This is a genomic window from Arthrobacter woluwensis (genome assembly GCF_900105345.1).
Lineage (GTDB): Bacteria > Actinomycetota > Actinomycetes > Actinomycetales > Micrococcaceae > Arthrobacter_E > Arthrobacter_E woluwensis.
Window position 1 is genome coordinate 170,459 of the sequence record NZ_FNSN01000003.1, and the last position, 22,948, is coordinate 193,406.

Consider the following 22,948-nt stretch of genomic DNA (forward strand, 5'->3'; position numbering starts at 1 on the left):
AAGCGATCACCCTCCGACGGCCCGCGCGCACCCTCACGGTGTGTGCGGGCCGCCGGTCCCGCCCCCCCGGGGCACCGAATTCATGCGTTGAAGAAGTGAAAAGAGGTTCCGACATGGCGCGGATCCACCAGGACATCACCGTGGATGTCCCCCGAGAGGATGCCTATGAGCTGTGGAGCCGGGTCGAACTCCTGCCATGTTTCCTGAGGCATCTCACCTCAGCCGTCCCCCTCGGCGACGAGCTGGTCTGCTTCACCACCGAGATCGGCCGACGACGCCAGTTCGTCGCACGTGTCCGGCAGCATCGGCCGGGCCACGTCATCCGATGGTCGTGCGCGGAAGAGCCCAGCCACCAGGGCGAGATCACGTTCGTGCAGGTGAGTCACCGACGGACCCGCGTCGACTTCACGATCCTCTGGGACCCTGCCCGCATGTCCGAAACCTCAGGATCGCTCTTCCGTCTCGATCAGCTCAGCGTTCTGGAGGACCTCCAGGAATTCAAGCGCCTGGCGGAGGCAAGCCGTCGCGAAGAGGCCCGGCACCATCGGTTCCTCCCCCGGAAGAGCAAGGATTTCCACGATCTGGTCTCAAGGATCCTGCGTGGCCCGAATCCGGCGTCCAGTCGCCGCACCACACCGGAAACCGGCGAAACCCCGGTCGACGGAGCGCAGCCGACCCCCACGTAGAAAGCCGTGTCCCGGAACGCGCGATGCCGCCGTCGTCGTCTCTTCCGGGACGACGACGGCGGCATCAGCCGCTTCTGCAGCGCGTCAGTCGCGCACGGGCACCGGGAGGCCCAGATGCTCGCGGAGCGTGCTCCCGCGGTACTCGGTCGGATACACGCCGCGTTGCTGCAGCGCCGGGACCAGGTGGTTCACGATCTCGTCCAGGCCGGTCGGGATGAGCCACGGGGAGATGTTGAACCCGTCCACCACGCCGTCCCGCGCATACTCGGCCAGGTGATCCGCCACCGACTGGTACGAGCCCGTGAAGGTCGCGTCTCGGCGAGCAGACTGGGCCGTGACGAACTGCCGGATGGACAGCCCCTTGTCCTTGGCCTCCGCCCGCCACTGATCGGCCAGCTGCCGGGCCCGGGCCCCGTGGAACCCGCTGCCGCGCGTCTCGCTCGTCTCCTCCACCACCGGGTCGATCTCCGGCAGAGGGCCATCGGGGTCGTAGCCGGACAGGCTCGTGCCCCAGAACTGCTCCAGGAACGCGATCGCCTGCTGGGGTCCGATCTGCTGAGACCGGACCCAGGCCTTCTTCTCCAGCGCTTCGGCCTCCGTGGGCGCCAGGATGAACTCACTCGCGGGGAAGATCTGGAGCTCGTTGGGGTGACGGCCCGCCGCCACCGTGCGCTCCACCAGATCCGCCCGGAAGGACCGTGCATCCTCCAGCTGCGGATGGGCGGAGAAGATCACGTCCGCCTGACGCGCCGCGAAATCCCGGCCTTCCGGGGAGTCCCCCGCTTGGAACAGCACCGGGCGGTGCTGCGCGCTGCGCGGCAGCCGCGGGACGACGTCCACCGAGTAGTGCTGCCCCTCATGCCGGACCCGGCGCGCGAAGGCGCCTCCCTCACCCGAACCGGACGCCCACGACTCGGCCGCACCGCTCTCCGCGATCACGCCGTCGTCCCAGGAATCCCAGATCTCCTTGGCCACCTTCACGAACGCCTCCGCGTGCGTGTACCGGTCGGCGTGGTCCAGGTATCCCCCGCGCCGGAAGTTCTGTCCCGTCCACGCGTTGTCCGTGGTCACGATGTTCCACGCGGCCCGGCCACCCGAGATCAGATCCAGCGACGCGAGGCGGTGCGCCAGGTCCGCAGGGTCGTTGTACGTGGTGTTCTGCGTGGCGACGAGGCCGATCTTGTCCGTGACACCGGCCAGCGCGGCGAGCATGGTCTGGGCGTCGGGACGGCCCGCCACATCCAGTTCGTGGACACGGCCGAGGTGCTCCCGCAGGCGCAGGCCCTCCCCCAGGAAGAACGCCGCGAACAGGCCGCGTTCGGCGGTCTGGGCGATCCGGCGGAACGACTCGAAGTCGGTCTGCGAACCCGCCTCGGGCGTCTTCCACACGGTACCCGAATTGACGCCCTGGAAGAAGATCCCGAACTGGATCTGCCCGCTCGGCCGGAAGTCCGCCGCGGTGTGTCTCTGCGTGCTGTGTCCCTGCGTGCTGTCGCCGCTCATGCCTGTGCCCCGGTCCCGGCCGCGACGCTGCGCGCGGCCTCCGTCGAATAGCGATTGACCGCGCGCTCCAGCCCGAGCACGGCGCGGAAGGCGTCTCCCGGCGCCGTCGGGCGCAGGAGGTTCCGCGAGCGCAGCAGCGGGAGGGTCAGCGCGGACAGTTCCGGCAGGTCCGTGTCGAGGACGGCCGGGTGCAGGCGGACTCCGTCGGCGAGGCCCAGGAGCTCCGCGAGGGTCTCCGCAAGCTCCTCGGCCGCCCCGGCGAACCGCGCACGCTCGCTGGACCACGGCGTGGCCGCGTCCAGCGCTGCCAGGCGGTCGGCGGCGCTCAGGCCCCGCGCGTCGAGCACCACGTCCAGCGCGGCGATCAGGGCGGGACCGCCCTCGGACCGGAGACCGAACTCCTCCCGCGCCCCGGCCAGCCGGGTGCGGAGGTTCTCGAGCGAGGGTGCGCTCACCAGGACGGCGTCCACCTCGCGCGGCGACAGCGGGCCGTCCCCCGAGACCAGGTCGGCCGGTGCCACGACGGGCAGCTGACCCTGCAGGGGGCGCGGAATGATGGATGGGCCCTTCACGAAGTAGCCCTCACCGTCGCCCAGGTCCGCCTGGAAGTCGGCGTAGTGGAGACGGTCGGCGTCGAGGTAGCGGCCCGAGGCGACATCCTTGATGACCGCGTCGTCCTCCCAGGAGTCCCACAGCCGGCGGTTCGCCTCGACGGACGCGCCCGCCTCGGCACGGCGCCGGTCACCGTCCGCGACGGAACGCCCGACGGCGGCGGCCTCCCGCGCGTCGTCGCTCGCCGCGAGCAGCCAGCCGCCACGGCCCTGCGACACGTAGTCGAGGCTGGCCAGCTGCGTCGCCACATGGAACGGCTCGGTGTAGACGGTGTCGACCTCGGGCAGGAGCCCGATCGCATGGGTCAGCGGCCCCACGAACGCAGCACGCTGCAGGGCGTTGAGCCGGGCCTGCGCGTCGGCGCCCTCCGGCAGGGGGCCGTCCGCATAGCTCAAGGCGTGGAAGCCCGCCGATTCCGCGGCGAGCGCCACGTCCCGGAGCCGCTCGGGGCCCAGGACCGCTGCGGGCGCCGTGCGACTCGCGCGCCAGGCGGCCGGGTGCGATCCGGCGCCGTCCGCTTCGAGGATGAGGAACCCGCTCATGCTGCGGCCTCCTTCTCGGAAGTCCCGGCGGCCTGCGGGGTCTCCGCGGTGGCCCGCTCGACCGGCAGCTTCTCCCCCGCCTCGACGGCCACCGGCAGACGGTTCCCCGCGGGCGGCAGGGGGCACGTGGCGAAGTCCGTGTAGGCGCACGGCAGGTTCACCGTCCGGTTGAAATCCAGGACGGCGGTCCCGTCCTCGGCTGGGGTGACCACGAGGGAGCGGTTGGCCGGGTACGTGGTGTCACCGCTGGTCAGGTCCGTGAACAGCACATTCAGAGTGCCGGGTGCGTAGCCGTTGAAGGCGGTCAGCACGTGCTCCTGGCCTCCCAGGGTGAACCGCAGGCGGGCGGGCGACTCATAGACATGCTCGATCCCCTCCACCACGGCCCCCACCGTGACGGCCTGCGGCTGCTCGAAGTACTCGACCTGCGCCGTCACGGCGAACTCCTCAGACGCGGGGTAAGCGGGCGTGCCCGGGTATCCGGCGCGGAGCGAGTAGCCGGGGTCGCGGGGGCGGACCACCAGGAAACCTCCCCGGCGGGCGACCTCGATCTGCACGCGACCGTGGTCCAGGAGCACCGCGTCCCGCTCGGCGATGGGGCCGAGGACGGTGGTGCTGCCCGTGCCGTCCGGGTTCAGCTCGCGACCGTCCCAGCTGAGACGTTCGACGGCGGACAGCGTGATGGTCACGGTGTCCTCGACCGCGTTCCAGAGGCCGGGGATGCCCGGGATCCGCTGGGGCGCGTCATCCAGGAAGTGCAGTCCGGTGACCGCGAGGAACCCGTGGGGCGCGGCCCGCTGCTCCTCGTGACGGGCGTGCCAGGCATCCCACTCGGCCTGGAAAGCGCCGGGCTCCGGGGCCGCCGTGGCGGCCTGGCCGGTCACGGCCGTGGCGTTGTCGGCCGTGGTGCTGTCAACTGACGAAGGCATGCTGGCTCCTGTGCTGGTCGTTGAGTTCGGTGATGCGGGCGGCGGCGTCCGGTTCGTGCGCCCCCGCGACGGCGGGACGGCCGCCATACGGGTCCGCCTCCTCCCACAAGGTGGTCGGGGCCGCCGCGCGGACGGCCGGGATGACCTCGGTGGCGAAACGTTCCAGCAGGTCAAGCTGCTGGTCGAACGGCAGGGTGGTGGGCAGGGAGATGGACTGCAGATCGTGGCCGTAGAGCTCGTGGTAGGACAGGATCTTGTCCACCACCTGCTCCGGACTGCCCACGAGCGCCGGACCTTCGGCCACCGCGTGGTCGATGTCCCGGTACGGCGAATTGTTGCCCGGGACGTTCCGGTGCGCGGTGAGTGCTTCGTAGACCGGCCCGAACTGGGCCTTGGCCTCCTGCGTGGTGTCGGCCAGGAAGACCCCGCCCGCGCCGCTGCCCGACCCCAGGTACGCGAAACGCGGATCGTGTCCGTGCCGGGCGTACTCCTCGCGGTAGTGATCGATCAGGACCTTGTAGTTCTCCCGCGGCTGGATGGCGTTCGCGGTGAAGAGCGGGTCGCCGTACTGGGCGGCGAGCGCCGCACTGGTCAACGACGTCGCCGAGCCGTGCCAGACGCGCGGCGCCCCGGCGAAGGGGCGCGGCGTCGTCGTGGTCGGGTCGGTGAGCGCGGGACGGAAGCGGCCCTCCCAGGTGACGCCCTCCTCCCGCCAGAGGCGGTGCAGCAGACCGTACTTCTCGGCGAGCAGCTCCCACTGGTCGTCCAGGGACAGACCGAAGAGCGGGTACTGCAGCACCTCGTTGCCCTTGCCGATCACCAGCTCGAGGCGGCCGGCGGAGAGCTGGTCGATCGTGGCGTAGTCCTCGGCGACGCGGACCGGGTCCAGCACCGAGAGAACCGTGACGCCGCTCTGCAGGCGGATGTGGCTCGTGACGGCGGCGATCGCAGCCAGCACCGTGGTGGGTGAGGAGGAGATGAACTCGCCCGCGTGCCGCTCCCCCACGGAGAAGGAGTCGAAGCCGAGCTCCTCGGCCCGCCGTGCGGTCTCCATCACCTGGCTCAGCCGCTCGGACGGGGACACGATCTCCCCGGTCAGCGGGTTCTTCAGATGCGGGATGATGTCCAGGACCTGGAATTTCACTTCTTCGCTCCCGGGGTGGATCCGTAGTTCTCCGCCGTGATGGTCTCGGAGTCCGGCAGGGCCTCTTCAGACAGACCCCAGCGGGCGAGGACCTTGGCGTAGCTGCCGTCCTTGATGCTCGAGTTCAGCGCCGCGGTGACGGCGTCGGCCAGGCCGTTGCCGCGCTTGGCGACCGCCGCCACGAGCGTGGTGGCCGGCCAGCCGGCGTTGACCTTGCCCACGACCTTGAGATCGTCACGGGTGTTCGCCCGGTACACGGCGGACGGGTAGGGGCCGAGGTTCAGATCGGTGCGGCCGGAGGACAGGGCGAGGATGGTGTCGGCCTCGTTGGCGTAGTACTCGAGCTGCGCGGGGGCCTTGCCCTTGGCCTCGAGCTCCTTGTTCCAGGCGAGCAGGATCTTCTCCTGGTTGGTGCCGGATCCCACGGAGATCTTCTTGCCGGAGATGTCATCCGAGCCCTTGATCTCCAGCGTGGAGTCCTTCTTCGCCTCGAACCCCATGTACGCGGCGCGGTAGCTGGAGAAGTCGAAGAGCTTCACGCGCTCCCCGTTGATCCCGACGTTCGAGAACACGGTCTCCACCTCCCCGGACTGGGTCTTGAGCGGCCAGCTCTCCCACGACGTGACCTTCACGTCCAGTTCCAGACCGAGCTTGTCCGCCACGAGCTGGGCGATGTCCAGCTCGCTGCCGACCGGCGTCTTGTCGTCCGTGGCGTGGAAGGACAGAGGGATGGAACCGGCGCTCGTGGCGACGGTCAGCTTCCCGTCCTTGGACACGGCGGCGGGGACCTTCGCGGCGGCGGCCGCGTCCTTCTGCACCCGGATCCGGTCCTGCTGCGGCGAGGTGTTGTAGGTGAGGCCGTTGCGGGCGGCGGTGGTGGGGCCCGAGGCCGCGTTGGCCCCGGGGTCGGAGCACGCGGCGAGCGTGGGGACGACGACGGCGGCAAGTGCCGCGAGAGCCAGCGCGCGCTTCGGCGCGGTGCGGTGAAGCATGGTGGTCCTTAGATGTTGAAAGCAGGTTCGATGACTTTGGAGAGGAACGCTCTGGTGCGTTCCTGCTGCGGGTTGCCGAAGAGCTGGGCGGGCGGGCCGGATTCGACGATGCGGCCCTGGTCCATGAAGACCACGGTGTCCGCGACGTCCCGGGCGAAGCCCATCTCGTGCGTGACCACGATCAGCGTGGTGCCGGTGCGGGCGAGATCGCGGATGACGTCCAGCACCTCGTTGACCAGTTCAGGGTCCAGGGCGGAGGTGGGCTCGTCGAACAGGACAAGCCGGGGTTCCAGGGCCAGTGCCCGGGCGATCGCGACGCGCTGCTGCTGGCCTCCCGAGAGCTGCCGCGGGTACGCCTGGGCCTTGTCCGCCAGGCCGACGCGGTCCAGGAGGACCTTCGCCTTGGCCGTCGCCTCCTCGCGGCTCCGGCCCTGTGCCACGATGGGCGCCTCGATCACGTTCTCCAGCACGGTCAGGTGCGGGAAGAGGTTGAAGTTCTGGAAGACGAAACCGATGCCGGTCCGCTTCGCCAGGATGTCCTTCTCCTTGCGCTCCAGCAGGCGATTGCCCTTGAGGCGGTACCCGACCGGTTCGCCGTCGATCGCGATGTAGCCGGAGTTCAGGGTCTCCAGGTGGTTGATGGTCCGCAGGAGGGTGGACTTGCCGGAACCGGACGGCCCGACGATCACGGTCACTTCGCCGGGCCGGACCGTCAGGTCGACGCCCTTGAGGACCTCGACGTGGCCGAAACTCTTGTGGGCGTTGACGATGTCGACTCGGCCCACGGTCCCGGGGGCGGCGTCCCCCGGTGCGGCCTGCTTCGCCGTGGCCGGGACGGCCGGGGCTGCTGCGACGGTGCTCATGGGAGGTCCTTCCGGGCGGCGGGCTGGTCAGTCGAAATCTGGGCCGCGGGCTGCGGCGCAGGGCGGCGTCCCGGGTTCAGGTTGGCTCGGATGCGCTGCCAGGGGGTCGGCGGCAGATTGCGCACCGAACCCCGCGAATAGTGGCGTTCGATGTAGTACTGGGCGACGCTCAGCACCGAGGTGATGACGACGTACCAGAGGGTCGCCACCAGCAGCAGCGGCAGCACCTGCTGGGTCCGGTTGTAAATGACCTGCACGGTGTAGAACAGCTCCGAGTAGGCGAGGACGTAGACCACGGAGGTGCCCTTGACGAGGCCGATGATCTCGTTGAACGCATTGGGCAGGATGGCCCGCATGGCCTGCGGGAGCACGATCCGGGTGTTCCTCCGCCAGGCCGGGATGCCGAGGGCCGCGGCCGCCTCGAGCTGCCCCGCGTCCACGGAGAGGATCCCGCCGCGGATGATCTCGGCCGAGTAGGCGGCCTGGTTGAGGCTCAGGCCGAGGACCGCGGCCGCGAACTGGCTGATCAGCGTGGTGGTGGAGGCTTCGAAGAACCGGACGTCCGTGAACGGGATGCCGAGGCTGATCTTCTCGTACAGATATCCCAGGTTGTACCAGAGCAGCAGCTGGACCAGCAGAGGGGTCGAGCGGAAGATCCAGGAGAACGTCCAGGCCACGCCCACGAGGAGCGGCGAGGCGGAGAGCCGCATGAGAGCCAGGACGAAGCCGAGCAGGAAACCGAGGGTTCCGGCGATCACGGTCAGTTTGAGGGTCTCCAGCAGGCCGTTGACCACCGACTGCGCGGTGAACCACTGGGCCACCACGCCCCACTCCCAGCGCGGGTTGGTGGCCAGTGAGTAGGCGATCGCCGCCACGAGGATCGTGACGAGCACCGTGCCCACCCAGCGCCAGGGGTGCCGCGCCGGGACGACCCGGAGGTCGGCGCCGGCGGGGAGGGCCGGCGTCGCGCCGTCCGCGGTGGCACGGTCCGTTCCGGCGTCCGCGGGCAGGAGGCCGAGCGAGTGGCGGTGTTCCGTTCCGTCGTCGAAGGTCGTGGGGAAGCCCGTCGAGGGGGTCGCCTTCTGCGGTTCGGCGGGCTGGCCGAGCACCCCCTCGGGGGGCCCTGCCGGGGTGTTGGTGATGACACTCATGGGAAGTCCTCAGTGATCAGTTCCAGTGGGATTGGGTGCCAATCTATGGACCGCCGCGGGGCGCGTTCAAGGGGACGATTCACATTCCGGCACCCCCGTTCACGGCGCGTCTTTCCGGGTCACACGGGGCCATATGCGGCTCCCCACGACGCTCCGTGACGAGCCGTGAACCCCGGCGTCGGGGCGTGACGGCAGGGCTGGATTCCGGGGCGTCCGCGCTCCTAGGGTCAGGTTCCACCAGACCGTTCCCGCAGCCGTTCCCCGGCCCGCGTCCCAGGAGGAAGCCATGAGTCACCGCAGGCCCACGCTCGTCATGATCGGGGCGGGTCCGCGCGTGGCCGGAGTCCTGGAGCGGCTGGCCGCGAGCGCGCCCGAGCTCCTCCGCAGCCCGGTGGACCTGCACCTCGTGGATCCGCAGGAACCGGGGTCGGGCCGCGTCTGGCGGCACAGCCAGTACGCCGGTCTGCTGCTCAACTCCATGGCCCAGGACATCACCCTGTTCACGGACGCCACCGTGCATTGCGCGGGACCACGGGCCGAGGGTCCTGACCTGCTGGCCTGGGCGGAACTCCTGACCGCTGGGGAGCTGGACGACGACGGCCACCCCGCCGACCCCGCGCTGGAGGACCCGGCACTGCTCGCCGAAGCCGCGGCCCTGCGTACCGGGTCCTTCCCCAGCCGACGGCTCTTCGGCGCCTATGCCCGCTGGTTCCTCCACCGGGCCGTGCTCCGGTTGGCTCCGCGCGCCCGGGTCACCGTGCACCGCGACACCGCCACCGCCGTCCACCACGACGACGCCGGCTACCGTGTGCAGCTGGGCTCCGGGCCGGTGCTGGACGCCGACGTCGTGCTCTACTCGCTGGGGCACAGCGACGCCCGCCCGGACGCCCGCGAGCGCACCCTCACCTCCTTCGCCGAACGGCACGGCGGCCTGTACCTCCCGCCGGCCTACACCGCCGACGCCGACTATTCGGGCATCGCATCAGGTCAGGATGTGCTGGTGTCCGGCATGGGACTGGCTTTCGTTGACCTCGTGGTCCTGCTGTTCGAGGGCCGTGGCGGACGCTTCATCCCCCGGGCAGAGGGTGGCTTCGACTACGCACCCTCGGGCCGGGAGCCCCGCCTGTGGGCGGGCTCCCGCCGCGGGGTGCCGTATCACGCGAAGCCGCAGGTCCCCCTCCGGGGTCCGGCGCCGAGCGGCACCCGCTACCTCACCCAGGAGGCCGTGGGCGCGCTGCTCAGCACCGTCGACGAGATCGGGTTCCGGGAGCATCTCTGGCCTCTGGTGGCCAAGGACGTGGCCCATGCCTATTACGCGGAGCTGTTCGCGGCTTCACCGGAACGCGTCGACGGGCCGTGGGATGCCTTCGAGCGCCGGCTGGACACGGTGGCCTGGGGTTCCGCCGAACAACGGCGTCTGCTGGCCGACTTCATCCCGGATCCGGCGTACCGCCTGGACTTCGACCAGGTCGACCGGCCTCTGGGCCCGGGACAGGGCCCGGAGCCCGGCGGACTGGCCGCCCGCGAGGCCGCGGTGCTCCGGCACGTCGAGGAGGATCTCCGGCTCCGCGGCGACAGCGCCCACAGCGAGCAGACAGCGCTCTTCACCGGCTTCCTGTACGCCTACTTCTCCCTGGGCACGCTCGTGCCCGTGGAGCGACTGAGCGCGTCGGCGCTGGCCGAGATCAACGAGTGGTGGCACGGGTTCTTCTCCTTCATCGACTCCGGTCCGCCCCCGCACCGGCTCGAGGAGATGCTCGCGCTGCACCGCGGCGGGTTCCTGCGCTTCCTCGGGCCCGGGGCCGTGATCGCGCCGGACGAGGCGAGTGGCCGTTTTGTCGCCTCCCTCCCGGGCAGCGACGACACCGTCAGCGCCTCCGTCTTCGTGGAAGCCCGCCTGCCGGAACCGACCGTCGAGGGGTCCCGCAACCCGGCCCTCTGGCAATTGGGCAGCAGCGGCCTGGGACGGGAGAAGCAGGTCCTCACGCGGGCCGGGGTCAGCAGTTCCGGCCGGCTGGCCGTGGATGCACAGCAGCGCATCCTGGGGCCCGACGGCGCGGAGCGGCGCCACCTGTTCGCCGTCGGACCGTGGACGTCGGCGTGGGGGTCGGCCGCGTTCGCGCGACCGCGCACCAACGCCGCCCCGTTCCGCGAGAACGACGCCCTGGCGCGTCGGCTTCTCAAGGCCCTCAACGACGTCGCCGACGGCCTTGCCGCCACCGGCACGGCGCCGGCCCCCGAACGGCTGCGCGCCTGAGCCGCGCGCACCGCATCCCGGCCACGCCTGCCCCCTTGACCACGATCCCTCAGAGCACGATCCCTCAGAGACGGAAGATCCCATGAGCATCACTGCGAACTCCCTGACCGAATCCGCCCCCTGCGCGCCCTCGCAGGCTGTCCCCTCACAGGCAGTGCCCTCGCAGAGCGTGCCGTCCCCCGCCGGGCTTCTCGACGTGACCGTCGTCCAGGTGGCCCTGGACGACGCCCGGGTGAAACCGCTCCTGGAGGAGCTCGCTGTCGAATACTCCACCCGGTACGGCGACTTCTTCTCCGCGGCCGGCGCGCAGGAGGAACTGTCCCGCTATCCGGCCAGCGAGTTCGAGCCCCCGCACGGTGCGCTCCTGATCCTGCAGGAGGGCGGGGAGACCGTGGCCGGCGGGGCGTTCCGCCGCTACGACCAGGAGACGGCCGAATTCAAAAGGATCTGGACGCACTCCGCGCATCGCCGCAAAGGGCTCGCCCGGCGGGTCCTGGTGGAACTCGAACGAGTGGCCGGGGAGCGCGGCTACTCGCGGGTCTATCTGACCACGGGCCCCCGGCAGCCCGAGGCGAAGGCACTGTACCTGGCCACGGGGTACACGCCCCTCTTCGACCTCGACGCGGACCCGGAGGAGATCAAGCACCTGGCCTTCACCAAGCCGCTCTCCCCCTCCCTTTAAGCGTGCCCCTCAGCGCGAGGGAACAGGTGGTGCCCGGATCCGCTGCGGATCCGGGCACCACCTGTTCCCTCGCGGAGCCGGCCCCGCGCCGCTCGGACGCGCGACCCTCCTAGAACTCGCGCTCGAACGGCGTGGTGCCGGTGACCCGGACGAAACCGTACCGCTCGAGGATCGGCCGTGAATAGTCGGTCGAATCGCTGTTGATCAGGGAGATGCCCTGCGCCAGCGCCGCACGGGCCCGCTGAGCGGTCACGGCCCGGTAGATCCCCTGCCCGCGCCACTCCTCGAGCGTGAACCCACCCCAGATCCCGGCGAAGTCCGTCCCGGGAACCGGTTCCAGCCGTCCTCCGGACACCACCTCGCCGCCCACCACCGCCATCCAGGCCTCGGTGCCGTTCCCCCGGCCAAGCCGGCCCATCAGATCAGCGGCGCGACGCGGGGCATCGGCGGCACTGCCGCCGAAGGCGTCCTCCGCCGCGACGCACAGAGCCAGCGCGTCCTCGAGGGACCGGACCCGCTGCAGGCTGACGCCGTCGGGAAGAGAAACGTCGACGGCGAGCGCGGCGGCGTCTCCGATCATCACCGATTCCTCCTCACCCTCCGTGAAACCGGCGGCCCGGAGCGCGGCGGCCAGTCCGAGGAGACCGTCATGACTGCGGGTCTTCCACTCGAGCGTGGACAGCGGCCTGCGCGGTGTCCGCACCGGAGCGGCGGACGTCGCGGAACCACTCGGCCGGGCCGCCCCGTCCTGCGGACCGGAGGGCTGATCACCGGGGCGCCCTCCGACGGCACCGTCCCCGGCGGCGCCAGGCATGCCCGGACCCGACGAGGACCCGTCCTCCACGCTCGCGCGTTCGCCGGCCAGGTCCAGAACGGCGGAGACTCCGGCCTCCACCAGAGCGGCCAGGCGCCCCGGACGGGTGAGCTCGTCCCGGAGCAGCGCGGCGTTCTCCCCCTGACCGACCGCTCCATGGCTGATGAACCCCGACTCACCGGCGAAGACGGCCGTCATCACGGGCAGGAACGGACCGTGCGCTGGGCCCTCCGGCGCGGAGGCCGCCTCCGTCAGCAGGCCCTCCCGGGGGTACCAGTGCAGCAGGCGACGAGCCAGCGCTCCCTGCGCTTCGGCGTCGAGCCTCAGCTGTGAGTCGTACGCGGCGAGCATCCCCGGCTCCTCACTCATGGACGCCCTCCCCTGCGGCGGCGGCAGCGGCGCGGGCCGCGTCCTCGATCCGGCCGCGGTAGGCGGACCAGCGGGCGTCGTCGAAGGCGGGAAGGTTCGGAGGGCCGGCGGTGTAGCCGATGCTCCCGTCGATCAGCTCGCGCACGATGTCCGCGTGACCCGCATGATGAGCCGTCTCCAGGTCCACGTGGACGAGGATCTGGTGAAGGGTGACGTTCCGGGTTTCCGGCTTCCACCAGGGCACCACGCCGGGCGCGTCGAGATCCAGCGCGTCGATGGTGGCGTCACTGTGGGCTGCGGAGGCGTGGTGCAGCTCCAGGATGCTCTGCACCGATTCCGTCTCCGGCACCCACAGGTCCGCGTTGTCCTCGGCATCCGGGGCGCCCCAGGGCATGGGGTGCCCGAAAGGTCTGTCGAAGACGAGACCGAAGTACTCGGCCTGGACGCTGGCGACGTGCTTCACCAGGCCCAGGAGATTGGTACCGCTGCGGGTCATCGGACGGCGGAGGTCGTACTCGCCGAGCCCGTCCAGTTTCGCCAGCAGTCCCGCGCGCCGCGCCCGGAGATAACGGTGCAGGGTGGTCTTGATGTCCTCGGGGGTGTGAGTCATGCCACGAGCCTACGACAAGGGTCCGACAGAAGATCCGGCACGCCCGCCACCCTCCGGATTCCCGGCGGGGCCTGCGGCTTCAAGAGCATTGACACCCCCTCCCGCTAAGCTATGGCCATGGCCAGCAAGAGCACTGACTCCAAGAGCACCGAGGACAAAGTCCAGACGATCCGCGAGGGCTACACCTTCTCCGGCCCCGTGATCGAGCTGGGCGCGGCGATCGTGGACGACGCCGTCCATCAGGACGCCCCGGTCCGTCTGCCCCTCGGCATGATGAACCGGCACGGGCTCGTGGCGGGCGCCACGGGCACGGGCAAGACGGTCACGCTGCACATGATGGCGGAACAGCTGTCCGCCGCCGGTGTGCCGGTCTTCCTGGCCGACATCAAAGGCGACCTGTCCGGCCTGGCCACTCCCGGCGCGGGCGGGGACAAGCTCCTGGCACGCACCGCCGAACTCGGCCAGGAATGGAAGGCCGCGACGTTCCCGGTCGAGTACCTCGCGCTGGGCGGCAACGGCAAGGGCATCCCCGTGCGGGCCTCCATCACGAGCTTCGGCCCGATCCTGCTCTCACGCGTCATGGACCTCAATGACACTCAGGAGTCGAGCCTCCAGCTGATCTTCCATTTCGCGGACCAGAACCAGCTGGAACTGGATGATCTCAAGGATCTCCGGGCGGTCATCCAGTACCTCACCTCGGACGAGGGCAAAGAGGCCCTGGCCCAGCTCGGCGGCCTGTCCAAGGCGACCGCCGGGGTCATCCTGCGCGAGATCGTGGCGCTGGAGGCCCAGGGCATGGAGCAGTTCTTCGGGCTCCCCGAGTTCGACCCCTCCGAGCTTCTGCGCACGGCGCCGGACGGCCGTGGCATCATCAGCGCCCTCGAGCTGCCCACCCTGCAGGACAAGCCCGCCCTGTTCTCCACCTTCCTCATGTGGCTGCTGTCGGAGCTGTTCGAGACGCTCCCGGAGGCGGGCGATCTGGACAAGCCCAAGCTCGTGTTCTTCTTCGATGAGGCCCACCTGCTCTTCACGGGCGCCTCCAAGGCGTTCCTCCAGGCCATCACGCAGACCGTGCGCCTCATCCGTTCCAAGGGCGTGGGCATCTTCTTCGTGACCCAGACCCCGAAGGACGTCCCCGCGGATGTCCTCGGCCAGCTGGCGAACCGCGTGCAGCACGCGCTGCGCGCCTTCACCCCGGATGACGCCAAGGCGCTCAAGGCCACGGTGTCCACCTTCCCCGTCAGCGACTACGAGCTGGACAAGGTCCTCACCTCGGCCGGGATCGGCGAGGCCGTCATCACCGTCATGAATGAGAAGGGTGCGCCCACCCCGGTGGCGCTCACCCGTCTCCGTGCGCCGGAATCGCTCATGGGCCCGGCGGACGACGCGACCATGAACCAGGTCATCCAGGCCTCGTCCCTGGCCTCCAAGTACAGCCAGGCCACGGACCGCCAGTCCGCTTTCGAGAAACTGCAGAACGCGCCGGCCGGCGGTGCGGCACAGCCCGGCCAGGCGCCTGCGGGCCCCGGCTCCGCGGACCAGGGCGCTGTGAACCAGGGCTCCGTGGACGAGGAGGCCCGCCGGATCGAAGCGGAGATCCTCGGACACTCGGTGCCGGGTGCCCCGTCCCAGGCCCCGGCTCCGGCACCCGCGCCGAGCACTCCGGCGCCGCCCGCGCCGGCGCCGCCCGCGCCGGCGCCGGAACCCGCGCAGAACCCGATGGGTGACATCATGGGAGGCCTGGGCTCCGCGCTCGGCGGCGGACTCCGCTCCATGGTGCGGTCGCTCGGCACCCAGTTGGGCCGCGACCTCGGTCGCAGCATCTTCGGCACATCGTCGAGGAGCAGGCGCCGCTGACCCGGTGTGCCCCGCAGCCCGGGCGAAGGACAGGAAGGACGACCGGACGCGAGATGAGGTTCAGAGCAGCGTGACGTGGACACAGACCACCATCAAGGTGGCCGCATCCTGGCTTGCCGGCATCATGCTGGTGGCCGCCGCTGCCATCGTCACCATCGTCGTGGTGAACTCCGGCCCGGCGGGCGCGCAGGAACCGGTGCGCGCCTACCTTTCGGCGCTCAAGGACGGCGACGGCGGCAAGGCCCTCGGCCTGGTCCGCGCCCAGGTGCCGGCCGGGAACCCCAGCCTCCTCAACGGGGCCGGCCTCAAGGCGTCGGTGGAGAAGTTCGAAGACCTCACCGTGGGGAGCCCGGAACGGCAGTCGGACGGGAGGATGTCCGTCCCGGTCACGTACTCCCTGGAAGGCGTCCAGAACAGCACCAGGTTCCTCGTGGAACCCGCCGGTCACGAGTGGCTGTTCTTCACGCGCTGGCAGCTCGTCCCGGCGAGCCTGCCCACCGTCACCGTGAACGTGGTGAACTCCAATCTCGCCACGGTCAACGGGGTCACGGTGAACACCCCGAAGGGCCACGGCCAGTTCCCGGTGTTCTTCCCGGGCACCTACGAGGCGAGCTACAGCTCCCCGTACTTCGCCGCCCCGGCCCAGCGGGTCTCCGTCTCCGGACCCAGCAGCAGTCAGACCGTCAATCTCAGCACCGAGGCCACCAAGAGCCTGGCCGACGCCGTGTCCACCCAGGTGCACAAGTACCTGGACGACTGTGCCGCCGAGGCCAACCACGAGCAGCGGCTCCAGCCGGACTGCCCGTTCTACCACGCGGGACTCGAACGGGTCACGCCCGGGTCGATCCGCTGGAGCATCGTCGAGTACCCCAAGGTCGAGATCCAGCCGTACAACGGCCGCTGGGTGGTCACACCGCTCGGCGGCAAGGCGAAGCTGAACGCGAAAGCCGTCGATCTCTTCACCGGCGTCGACGGCCCGCTGGACCAGGTGCATCCCTTCAGTTTCACCGTGACGCTCAGCTTCACGGCGGACAAGGTGACCGTCACGCCCGTCGTCGACTACTGAGTCCCGCCACCGCCACCCGCGAAAGCACAGATGGTGCCCCTTCCCGCGCTGGGAAGGGGCACCATCTGTGCTTTCGCGTCCGGAGCGGGCCGGGCTCAGTCCATGCCGCGCAGGTCCAGGACCAGTTCCGTGTCGCCGTCGGCGCTCAGGACCACGGGGATGCCCCAGTCCTGCTGGTACAGGTGGCAGGCGGCGTGATCGGGGATCTCGCCGTCGGGGCCTTCGGCGCCGTCGCAGGCCGCCGCACGGGCGGTGATGTGCAGGATGCCCTCGGTGACCTCGGAGGACAGCTCGAGCGTGCGGTTCAGGCCTTCGCCCGTGCCACCGCCCGAGACCAGGAGCTCCGCCGGGGTCGAGGAGATCTTGAGCTGAGTCGGGTCGCCCCAGCGGTAGTCCAGCTTCTGGCCGGTGGGCGCGGTGAAGCGGACCGAGAGGTCGAAGGACCCCGGCGCCACGGGCGACGTCGGACGCTGGGTCTGCGAGGCGCCCTCATCCACCTGCTGCGCCTCGGCCGGGATCGGCACGTAGATCAGCTGATGCTTGTTGGCCTCCACCACCACGAGCAGCGGCTCGGCGCCCCGGGGGTCGAGGACCACGTCGCTGGGCTCGGCGAGGCCACGCGTCAGGGTGGACACGACGCCGGTCGCCGGGTCGTAGCGGCGCACGGCGCCGTTGTAGGTGTCCGCGATCGCCACGGAGCCGTCGGGCAGCACGGTGACACCCAGCGGGTGCTGGAGCCGCGCCTCGGAGGCTTCGCCGTCGCGGAACCCGAAGTCGAAGAGGCCCTTGCCGATGGCCGTCCCCACGGTCACGCGGCCGGCGTCCCCTGTGGGCACGAGGCGCCGCAGCGCGGACGTCTCCGAGTCGGCCACCCAGATGGAACCGTCCGGTCCTTCGGCCAGGCCGGAGGACTGGGCGAACCACGCGGAGTCGGCCGCGCCGTCGAGCAGGCCCTCCAGACCGTTGCCGGCCAGGATGGACACCTCGCCGGTCTCCGGGGAGAACGCGAAGATCTGGTGCACGCCCGCCATGGCGATCACCACGGTCTGCAGCGACTCGGACCAGAGGACGTCCCACGGTGAACTGAGAGCCACCTGCAGGGGATCCGCGCCGAGCGGACCGCCGTAGCCGGCGCCGTCGTCGTCCACCCGGGCAGGGCCCGCTTCCAGCAGCCGCTGCACGCCGCTGCCGGCGAGCGTGGTGACCTCACCGGTGGCGAGGCTGATGCCCCGCAGTCGGTGGTTGACCGAGTCCGCCACGACGACGTCGTACCCGACCCGCGCCGCCAGCTCGGCGGGCAGGAGGGTGAGTCCCTGGGGTTCGTTGAAGCGGGCGCCCTCAGCCCCGCCGTCGACATGTCCCTTGGTCCCGTCGCCATACGCGGACAGGATGGTGTCGAAGTCGTCGGCGAGCTCCAGGACGCGGTGATGACCGGTGTCGGAGACGAGCCAGGACTCCTGCTCGGAACCGCGCCCGGCGGGCAGCAGCAGGGCCTTGCCCGGGAAGCGGAGCGTCCCGGAGGTCGCCTCCGGCGCCACGTACGGGCCGTCACCGCGGTGCAGGGTGCCCTTGTCCTCGTGCTCGGCGATGAGTTCCGGGATCAGCACGGCCAGGCCGTCCGCATGGCCCTCGCCGGAGAGGTGCGCCACCACGTAACCCTCGGGGTCGACGACCACCAGGGTCGGCCAGGCGCGGGCTGTGTAGGCCTTCCAGGTGTCCAGCTCGGGGTCGTCGAGGACCGGGTGGTGGATCTCGTAGCGCTCCACCGCGGCCGCGATCGCCACGGGGTCGGCCTCGTGCTCGAACTTGGGCGAGTGGACGCCGACCGTCACGAGGACGTCGCTGTACTGCTCCTCGAGGGGGCGCAGCTCGTCCAGGACGTGCAGGCAGTTGATGCAGCAGAAGGTCCAGAAGTCCAGCAGCACGATCTTGCCGCGGAGTTTCTCGAGGGAGAGCTGTTCTCCACCGGTGTTGAGCCAGTTGCGGCCCACCAGCTCGGAAGCGCGGACGCGGGTGGCGCTGCGCACAGAGGTCGCGTTCTCGGTGGTCATTCTTTCTCCTTCGGTTCCGGCGTGCCGGGTTCCAGCGTAGAGGCCGCGCCGGCGGTGGGCGCAGTGCGTCCGGTGGGTGAACCGTCCCTCCGGGCCAGACGGGTGAACATGTCGTTGTAAGCGGTCAGCTCGGCGTCGTTATTCCTGTCCGCCGCCCGGTCCTTCCGACGGGTCTCCCTTTCATCCGAGCGGGACCACATGATGGCCACCCCGATCGCGAGCAGGACGGTGGGAACCTCGCCGATGCCCCACGCGATCGCGCCGCCGTGCTGCTGGTCCACGATCGCGCTCGGACCCCAGGCACGGCCCAGATTGCCGAAGTAGTCCGCGGCGAGCAGGCTCGTGCCGCCCATGATGGAGACGCCGAAGAAGGCATGGAAGGCCATGGTCGCCAGGAGCAGCAGGAGCCGCATCGGGAACGGCGCGCGGCGCGGCAGCGGGTCCTGGCCGATCATGGTCAGCGCGAAGATGTACCCGGTCAGCAGGAAGTGCAGGTTCATCAGCTCGTGGCCCACGTGGTCCCGCATGGCGAAGCCGAAGAAGTCCGAGTAGTAGAACAGCACGATCGACCCGGCGAAATTCGCGGCCGCGAAGAGTGGATGCGTCACCACCTGGGAGAACCGGGAGTGCACGAACGCCAGGATCCATTCGCGCAGACCGCGGCTGCCGTCGGTTCGCGGGGCGAGCGCGCGGAGCGCCAGGGTGATGGGTGAGCCGATCACCAGGAAGATCGGCGCGACCATGGTCAGGGCCATGTGCTCCACCATGTGGATGGAGAACATGACGTGTCCGTACACCCCGGGGGCGCCGGAGATGATGTACGTCAGGGCCGCCAGGCCGATGAACCAGGACACCGCCCGCATGACGGGCCACCGGTCGCCACGGCGGACGACCTTGATGACACCCAGGGCGTAGGCCACGGCACCGAAGACGGCCACGGCCACCCACAGCCAGTCGAGACGCCAGACGGTGAGCCAGCGTTCCGGGGTCAGCTCCGGGGGGAGCTCGTAGCCGCTGAGGATGAACGCCGGGCTGGCGTCCTCGGAGTATTTGGTCTCGGACGGCGGAGCCGAGGAGGACAGCGCGACGGCGACCGCACTCGTCGCGGCCATGACCAGCAGTTCCACCCCGATGACCTGCCACAGCACACGCTGGGCGGTCAGGGAACCCTTCGACGGGACCGCGGCGGCCTTGCCTCGGGAGGCCGCGCCGTCGTCGTCGCCCAGCCGCGGGATGATCCACGAGCGGTGCATGTAGCCGATCGCCCCGAGGACCAGGGCGCAGAAGGTCTTCACCAGCACCAGCTGGCCGTACGGAGAATAGAAGAGGTTGTGCCAGCTGGTGATGCGGATGGAGGCGCTGATGATGCCGGACGCCGTGACGAGCAGGAAGCAGAAGAGCGCCAGCGCGGAGAAGCGCTTGAGGGTGGCCGCGGTGATGTCGCGGCGCGGGGTGCCCGAGGCCGGCCGGGCCAGCAGGCCGGAGATGAGGGCCAGGACGGCGATGCCACCCACCCAGAGCGAAGCCCCCAGCACGTGCAGGCCGATCGAGTTCACGGCGCCCGCGTGGTCGTTGGAGCTGGCCGCGTGGCCGTTGAGCGCCGGCGGCACCATGCCGAGGAGTGCCAGGAGCAGTGTGAACGCGAGCGCCGTCGTGTTGCGCAGGCCGAAGCTGGCCGTCGCGACGAGCGCCGCGACGATCACCACGAAGAGCCAGCCGCGGCCCAGCGGGAAGTCGCTCATGAAGAAGACCAGGGCCTTGGTGTACTCGGTGTCGCCGCTGAGCGCCTGTCCGGACACGTTCGCGTAGGTCAGCACCAGCACGGCGATGGCGGAAACCGTCCAGAGGCTTCCGGCAACGCCCGCCAGCAGCATGGTCCGGGTGAAGGCCGGATGCTCCGGCACGTCCTTCGTCTCACCACCGCGCCGCGGGGCGCGGATCCCCTGCGGCAGCACGACGACGGCGAACGCCAGCGCCGCGACCGTCACGGCCAGGCTGAGGTTGTGGACGGTCTTGGCCACCGGCAGGCCCCAGCGCACGAGAGCGCCGGGGTCGGACAGCTGACGCACGCCGGCAGCACCGGTGAACAGGAGCCCCAGCACGAGCGTCACGACCGCCACGGCGAGGGCCGCGAACTGCCAGCCCGGTCCCAGTCCGGTCCTCGTGGTCTGGGGGGCGGGACCGTGGGCGGCCTCCCCGTTCGTCCCTTGCCCGCGCGCGGGTCGTCCGGGGCGCGAGGAGACCTGGTTCCTGGTGGTTGCTGGCATGCCTCCATTGTCCCGCGCGCGCGAGGGCGGGTCGAATCGGGGCGCCTGGTTCACAGGTGGCGGTCAGGTACTGTCCCGGGCCCTCTCCGGTCCCGGGGCGAGGCGTGCGCCCGTATTCGCTGTCCGCGCCCCGATTGCGGCGCCGAAGGTCATCAAGGGCGCGGAAACCGACCAGCGCCTTAAGATGACCGGGTGACCCTTGAACAGTCCCTGCTGGGCTTCGCCGCCCTGTCCGTCCTGATCACGATTCTTCCGGGGACGGACACCGCGCTCGTCCTCCGCTACGCCCTGGGCCGGAGCCGCCGTCACGCGTACACCGCGGCGCTGGGCATGATCACGGGCGCGTTCATCTGGGGCGTGGCCGCGGCCACGGGTGTGTCCGCGCTGCTGGCCGTCTCGACCGTCGCCTACGACATCCTCCGCATCATCGGAGCCGGGTACATGCTCTGGCTCGCCTTCTCGTTCTGGCGTGCATCCTTCCGCACGGGCGAGGGCAGCGTCGACACCACCGGCGGGCCGGCCACCGTGGCGCCCGAACACCTCGGGAAGACCTGGGTTAAAGGGTTCCTGTCCAACATCCTGAACCCCAAGTACGGGATGTTCTGCCTGGCCGTGATCCCCCAGTTCCTCGTCCCGACCATCGCTCCCCTCTGGATGGGCCTCATGCTCTCCGTCATCAGCAATCTGGAAGCGGCACTCTGGTTCACGCTCATCATCACGGCGGCACACTACTTCCGGCGCTGGCTGGACGGCCCCCGGTTCCGCAAGGTCATCGACCGCGTGACGGGGACGGCCCTGGGAGCCTTCGGGCTCGTGGCGCTGGCGGAGACCCGGCACGGCTGAGTCGCGTCTGTTGCTTCACCGTCGTCGGTATGCGACGATTCCACTGATCGTGAACGAATCACAGGAGGTGAGACCCATGTACGCAGTATCCGCAATGGGCGCTCCCCTCCGCCCACGATTCCGCGGCTGACGCAGCCGCCCCTGGGAGCGCCACACAGGCATTTCGCGAAAGGCGACTCCCATGCATCACGACATTTCTTCTGATTCTCCCGCAGCCACCCGCGCCTCCAACCCTTCGGGCGGCCGCGCGCTCGTACTCGGAGGGGGCGGGTCCACCGGCAACGCCTGGCTCCTCGGCGTGATCGCCGGCCTGGCCGACGCGGGCCTCACCGTCACCGACGCCGATCTGATCATCGGCACCTCCGCCGGCGCCACGGCCGCCGCGCAACTGACCGGAGCGGATCCGGCCGAGCTCTACGAGGCCTCCCTGACACCGCTTCCCGTCCGCCGGCCTCAGCCGCCGGAAGCGGGTCGTCGCGGGCTGGCAGGATCCACCATCAATCACCTGGAGCGCACGGACAGCATCATCTCCGCTTCCCACGACGCCGCCGACATGCGACGCCGGATGGGTGCCGGCGCGCTGGAGCTTCCGGCTTCCTCCGACCGGGACGTCCACGCCCGCTGGCGGGAGACGGTCGCGTCGCGCCTGCCGAGCCAGCAGTGGCCGGAACAACGGATCCTGCTGACCGCCGTGGACGCGAGCACCGGCGAGCCCACCGTCTTCACCCGTGACAGCGGCGTGTCCCTTGCCGACGCCGTGGCCGCCAGTTGTTCCAGCGGCTTCGCTTGTCCCGTCGGGGACAAGCGATACATCGACGGCGGCTACCGGCGCAATGAGAACGCCGACCTCGCCGCAGGCCATGCCCGGGTTCTGGTCCTCTCCCCGTTCGGCGGCCGCACTCGCACTCCCCTGGAGTGGGGCCAGCACCTTGATGCGCAGGTCAAGGAACTGCGCGACGCCGGCAGCACGGTGGAGGTCATCTCACCTGAGGCGGAGGCGGAGGACCTCTTCGGCGCCAATGCCATGAACATCGGCTTGCGTCCGGACGCGGCGCGGGCCGGATTCGAGCAGGGCAAACGCCTCGCCGAGAGCCTGGCGCCGTTCTGGGGCGCGTCCGCACCGGTGTGATGCCGGGCTGACCTCGGCTGTTCCGTCGTGTCATCCGGCGTGGTGCCGGATCGGTGGTGCCCGTCTCTTGTGGGGGCGGGCTCCACCCCTCTGCTGGTCCGGTGGGGTGGGGGTGTGATCAGTCTGCTGGGTGGCCGGTTAAACGCGGACAGCCCCTGTGGGTGTGGGGGCTGTGGTTTTGGGGTGGGGGGTGGGTGTGGGCCCCGGCCCGGGTGGGTGGTTAAAGGCGAACAGCCCCCGTGCTCGTGTTGGTGGTGGGGGCTGTTTTGTTGGTGGTGCAGTGATGGCCCGGGCGTCGTTGCTCGGGCCATCCTGGGTGGTTGTGTCCGGCGGTGTCCTACTCTCCCACACCCTCGCGAGTGCAGTACCATCGGCGCTGTGGGTCTTAGCTTCCGGGTTCGGAATGGGACCGGGCGTTTCCCCCACGCTATGACCGCCGTAACTCTTTCAAACTCCCCACCAGGGGGTGGGGGTTGGTTTGTAAGGGTCACTGGATCGTTTCCGTGACACGCAACACCAACCAGTGGATCCCTTGTGGGGGTGGTGGTGTTGCTTATTCAATTATCTGGTTCCCTCGGGTC

General features: G+C 70.2%; 18 protein-coding genes and 1 rRNA gene. 7 read left to right on the forward strand and 12 right to left on the reverse strand.

Features of this window, described 5'->3' with window-relative positions; translation table 11 throughout:
* The first annotated feature begins 113 nt into the window (after nucleotides 1-113).
* Nucleotides 114-686, forward strand: a complete 573-nt coding sequence (locus BLV63_RS01440; protein WP_066216507.1) for an SRPBCC family protein — start codon at nucleotides 114-116, stop codon at nucleotides 684-686.
* Between the two features lie 84 nt (nucleotides 687-770).
* Here the strand turns inward: BLV63_RS01440 and BLV63_RS01445 are convergent, their stop codons facing one another.
* From BLV63_RS01445 to BLV63_RS01475, 7 genes are read right to left on the reverse strand one after another with little or no spacing between them, the layout of a single operon-like run.
* Nucleotides 771-2,189, reverse strand: coding sequence for an NtaA/DmoA family FMN-dependent monooxygenase (locus BLV63_RS01445; RefSeq protein ID WP_066216505.1), 1,419 nt, complete (start codon nucleotides 2,187-2,189; stop codon nucleotides 771-773).
* Nucleotides 2,186-3,343 carry an LLM class flavin-dependent oxidoreductase gene (locus BLV63_RS01450; RefSeq protein WP_066216503.1) on the reverse strand — a complete coding sequence of 386 codons (1,158 nt, stop codon included), beginning with the start codon at nucleotides 3,341-3,343 and terminating at the stop codon, nucleotides 2,186-2,188. The genes BLV63_RS01445 and BLV63_RS01450 overlap by 4 nt, the downstream gene beginning before the upstream one ends.
* On the reverse strand, nucleotides 3,340-4,272 hold the full coding sequence (locus BLV63_RS01455; RefSeq protein ID WP_082724282.1) for a DUF1684 domain-containing protein: 933 nt from the start codon (nucleotides 4,270-4,272) through the stop codon (nucleotides 3,340-3,342). Before BLV63_RS01455 ends, BLV63_RS01450 begins: the two co-directional genes overlap by 4 nt.
* Nucleotides 4,256-5,416, reverse strand: a complete 1,161-nt coding sequence (locus tag BLV63_RS01460; RefSeq protein WP_066216501.1) for an LLM class flavin-dependent oxidoreductase — start codon at nucleotides 5,414-5,416, stop codon at nucleotides 4,256-4,258. The genes BLV63_RS01455 and BLV63_RS01460 overlap by 17 nt, the downstream gene beginning before the upstream one ends.
* Nucleotides 5,413-6,408, reverse strand: coding sequence for an ABC transporter substrate-binding protein (locus BLV63_RS01465; protein WP_066216498.1), 996 nt, complete (start codon nucleotides 6,406-6,408; stop codon nucleotides 5,413-5,415). The genes BLV63_RS01460 and BLV63_RS01465 overlap by 4 nt, the downstream gene beginning before the upstream one ends.
* Before the next feature lie 8 nt (nucleotides 6,409-6,416).
* Nucleotides 6,417-7,271, reverse strand: a complete 855-nt coding sequence (locus tag BLV63_RS01470; RefSeq protein WP_066216495.1) for an amino acid ABC transporter ATP-binding protein — start codon at nucleotides 7,269-7,271, stop codon at nucleotides 6,417-6,419.
* Nucleotides 7,268-8,422 (reverse strand): amino acid ABC transporter permease, encoded by a 1,155-nt coding sequence (locus BLV63_RS01475; protein WP_254780424.1) that lies wholly within the window; start codon nucleotides 8,420-8,422, stop codon nucleotides 7,268-7,270. The genes BLV63_RS01470 and BLV63_RS01475 overlap by 4 nt, the downstream gene beginning before the upstream one ends.
* Nucleotides 8,423-8,708: 286 nt before the next feature.
* Here BLV63_RS01475 and BLV63_RS01480 point away from each other — a divergent pair, with 286 nt between their 5' ends.
* Nucleotides 8,709-10,679, forward strand: a complete 1,971-nt coding sequence (locus tag BLV63_RS01480; protein WP_066216488.1) for an FAD/NAD(P)-binding protein — start codon at nucleotides 8,709-8,711, stop codon at nucleotides 10,677-10,679.
* 82 nt (nucleotides 10,680-10,761) lie between these two features.
* The gene (locus tag BLV63_RS01485; protein ID WP_082724281.1) at nucleotides 10,762-11,361 is read left to right on the forward strand and encodes a GNAT family N-acetyltransferase; all 600 of its coding nucleotides are present in this window, start codon (nucleotides 10,762-10,764) and stop codon (nucleotides 11,359-11,361) included.
* Nucleotides 11,362-11,470: 109 nt separating this feature from the next.
* Here the strand turns inward: BLV63_RS01485 and BLV63_RS01490 are convergent, their stop codons facing one another.
* Both BLV63_RS01490 and BLV63_RS01495 read right to left on the reverse strand, forming a co-directional pair.
* Nucleotides 11,471-12,544, reverse strand: a complete 1,074-nt coding sequence (locus BLV63_RS01490; RefSeq protein ID WP_139244621.1) for a hypothetical protein — start codon at nucleotides 12,542-12,544, stop codon at nucleotides 11,471-11,473.
* A complete protein-coding gene (locus BLV63_RS01495) occupies nucleotides 12,537-13,154 on the reverse strand; it encodes a DinB family protein (RefSeq protein ID WP_066216480.1) in 618 nt (205 codons plus the stop codon). The genes BLV63_RS01490 and BLV63_RS01495 overlap by 8 nt, the downstream gene beginning before the upstream one ends.
* A 111-nt stretch (nucleotides 13,155-13,265) precedes the next feature.
* Here BLV63_RS01495 and BLV63_RS01500 point away from each other — a divergent pair, with 111 nt between their 5' ends.
* Nucleotides 13,266-15,011, forward strand: coding sequence for a helicase HerA-like domain-containing protein (locus tag BLV63_RS01500; protein WP_066216478.1), 1,746 nt, complete (start codon nucleotides 13,266-13,268; stop codon nucleotides 15,009-15,011).
* Nucleotides 15,012-15,081: 70 nt separating this feature from the next.
* Nucleotides 15,082-16,077 carry a hypothetical protein gene (locus BLV63_RS01505; protein ID WP_244907369.1) on the forward strand — a complete coding sequence of 332 codons (996 nt, stop codon included), beginning with the start codon at nucleotides 15,082-15,084 and terminating at the stop codon, nucleotides 16,075-16,077.
* 95 nt (nucleotides 16,078-16,172) lie between these two features.
* Here BLV63_RS01505 and BLV63_RS01510 read toward each other — a convergent pair whose 3' ends face one another.
* Nucleotides 16,173-18,128 carry an NHL domain-containing thioredoxin family protein gene (locus tag BLV63_RS01510; protein WP_066216476.1) on the reverse strand — a complete coding sequence of 652 codons (1,956 nt, stop codon included), beginning with the start codon at nucleotides 18,126-18,128 and terminating at the stop codon, nucleotides 16,173-16,175.
* The gene (locus tag BLV63_RS01515; RefSeq protein ID WP_074783928.1) at nucleotides 18,125-20,395 is read right to left on the reverse strand and encodes a bifunctional copper resistance protein CopD/cytochrome c oxidase assembly protein; all 2,271 of its coding nucleotides are present in this window, start codon (nucleotides 20,393-20,395) and stop codon (nucleotides 18,125-18,127) included. The genes BLV63_RS01510 and BLV63_RS01515 overlap by 4 nt, the downstream gene beginning before the upstream one ends.
* 192 nt (nucleotides 20,396-20,587) lie before the next feature.
* On the opposite strand from BLV63_RS01515, the gene BLV63_RS01520 reads away from it, so the two are divergent.
* Entirely contained in the window at nucleotides 20,588-21,238 is a 651-nt protein-coding gene (locus BLV63_RS01520) for a LysE family translocator (protein WP_066216473.1), read from the forward strand.
* 181 nt (nucleotides 21,239-21,419) lie between these two features.
* The gene (locus BLV63_RS01525; protein ID WP_066216471.1) at nucleotides 21,420-22,367 is read left to right on the forward strand and encodes a patatin-like phospholipase family protein; all 948 of its coding nucleotides are present in this window, start codon (nucleotides 21,420-21,422) and stop codon (nucleotides 22,365-22,367) included.
* Nucleotides 22,368-22,691: 324 nt separating this feature from the next.
* Here BLV63_RS01525 and rrf read toward each other — a convergent pair.
* Nucleotides 22,692-22,808 (reverse strand): 5S ribosomal RNA (gene rrf / locus BLV63_RS01530).
* Nucleotides 22,809-22,948 lie beyond the last annotated feature (140 nt).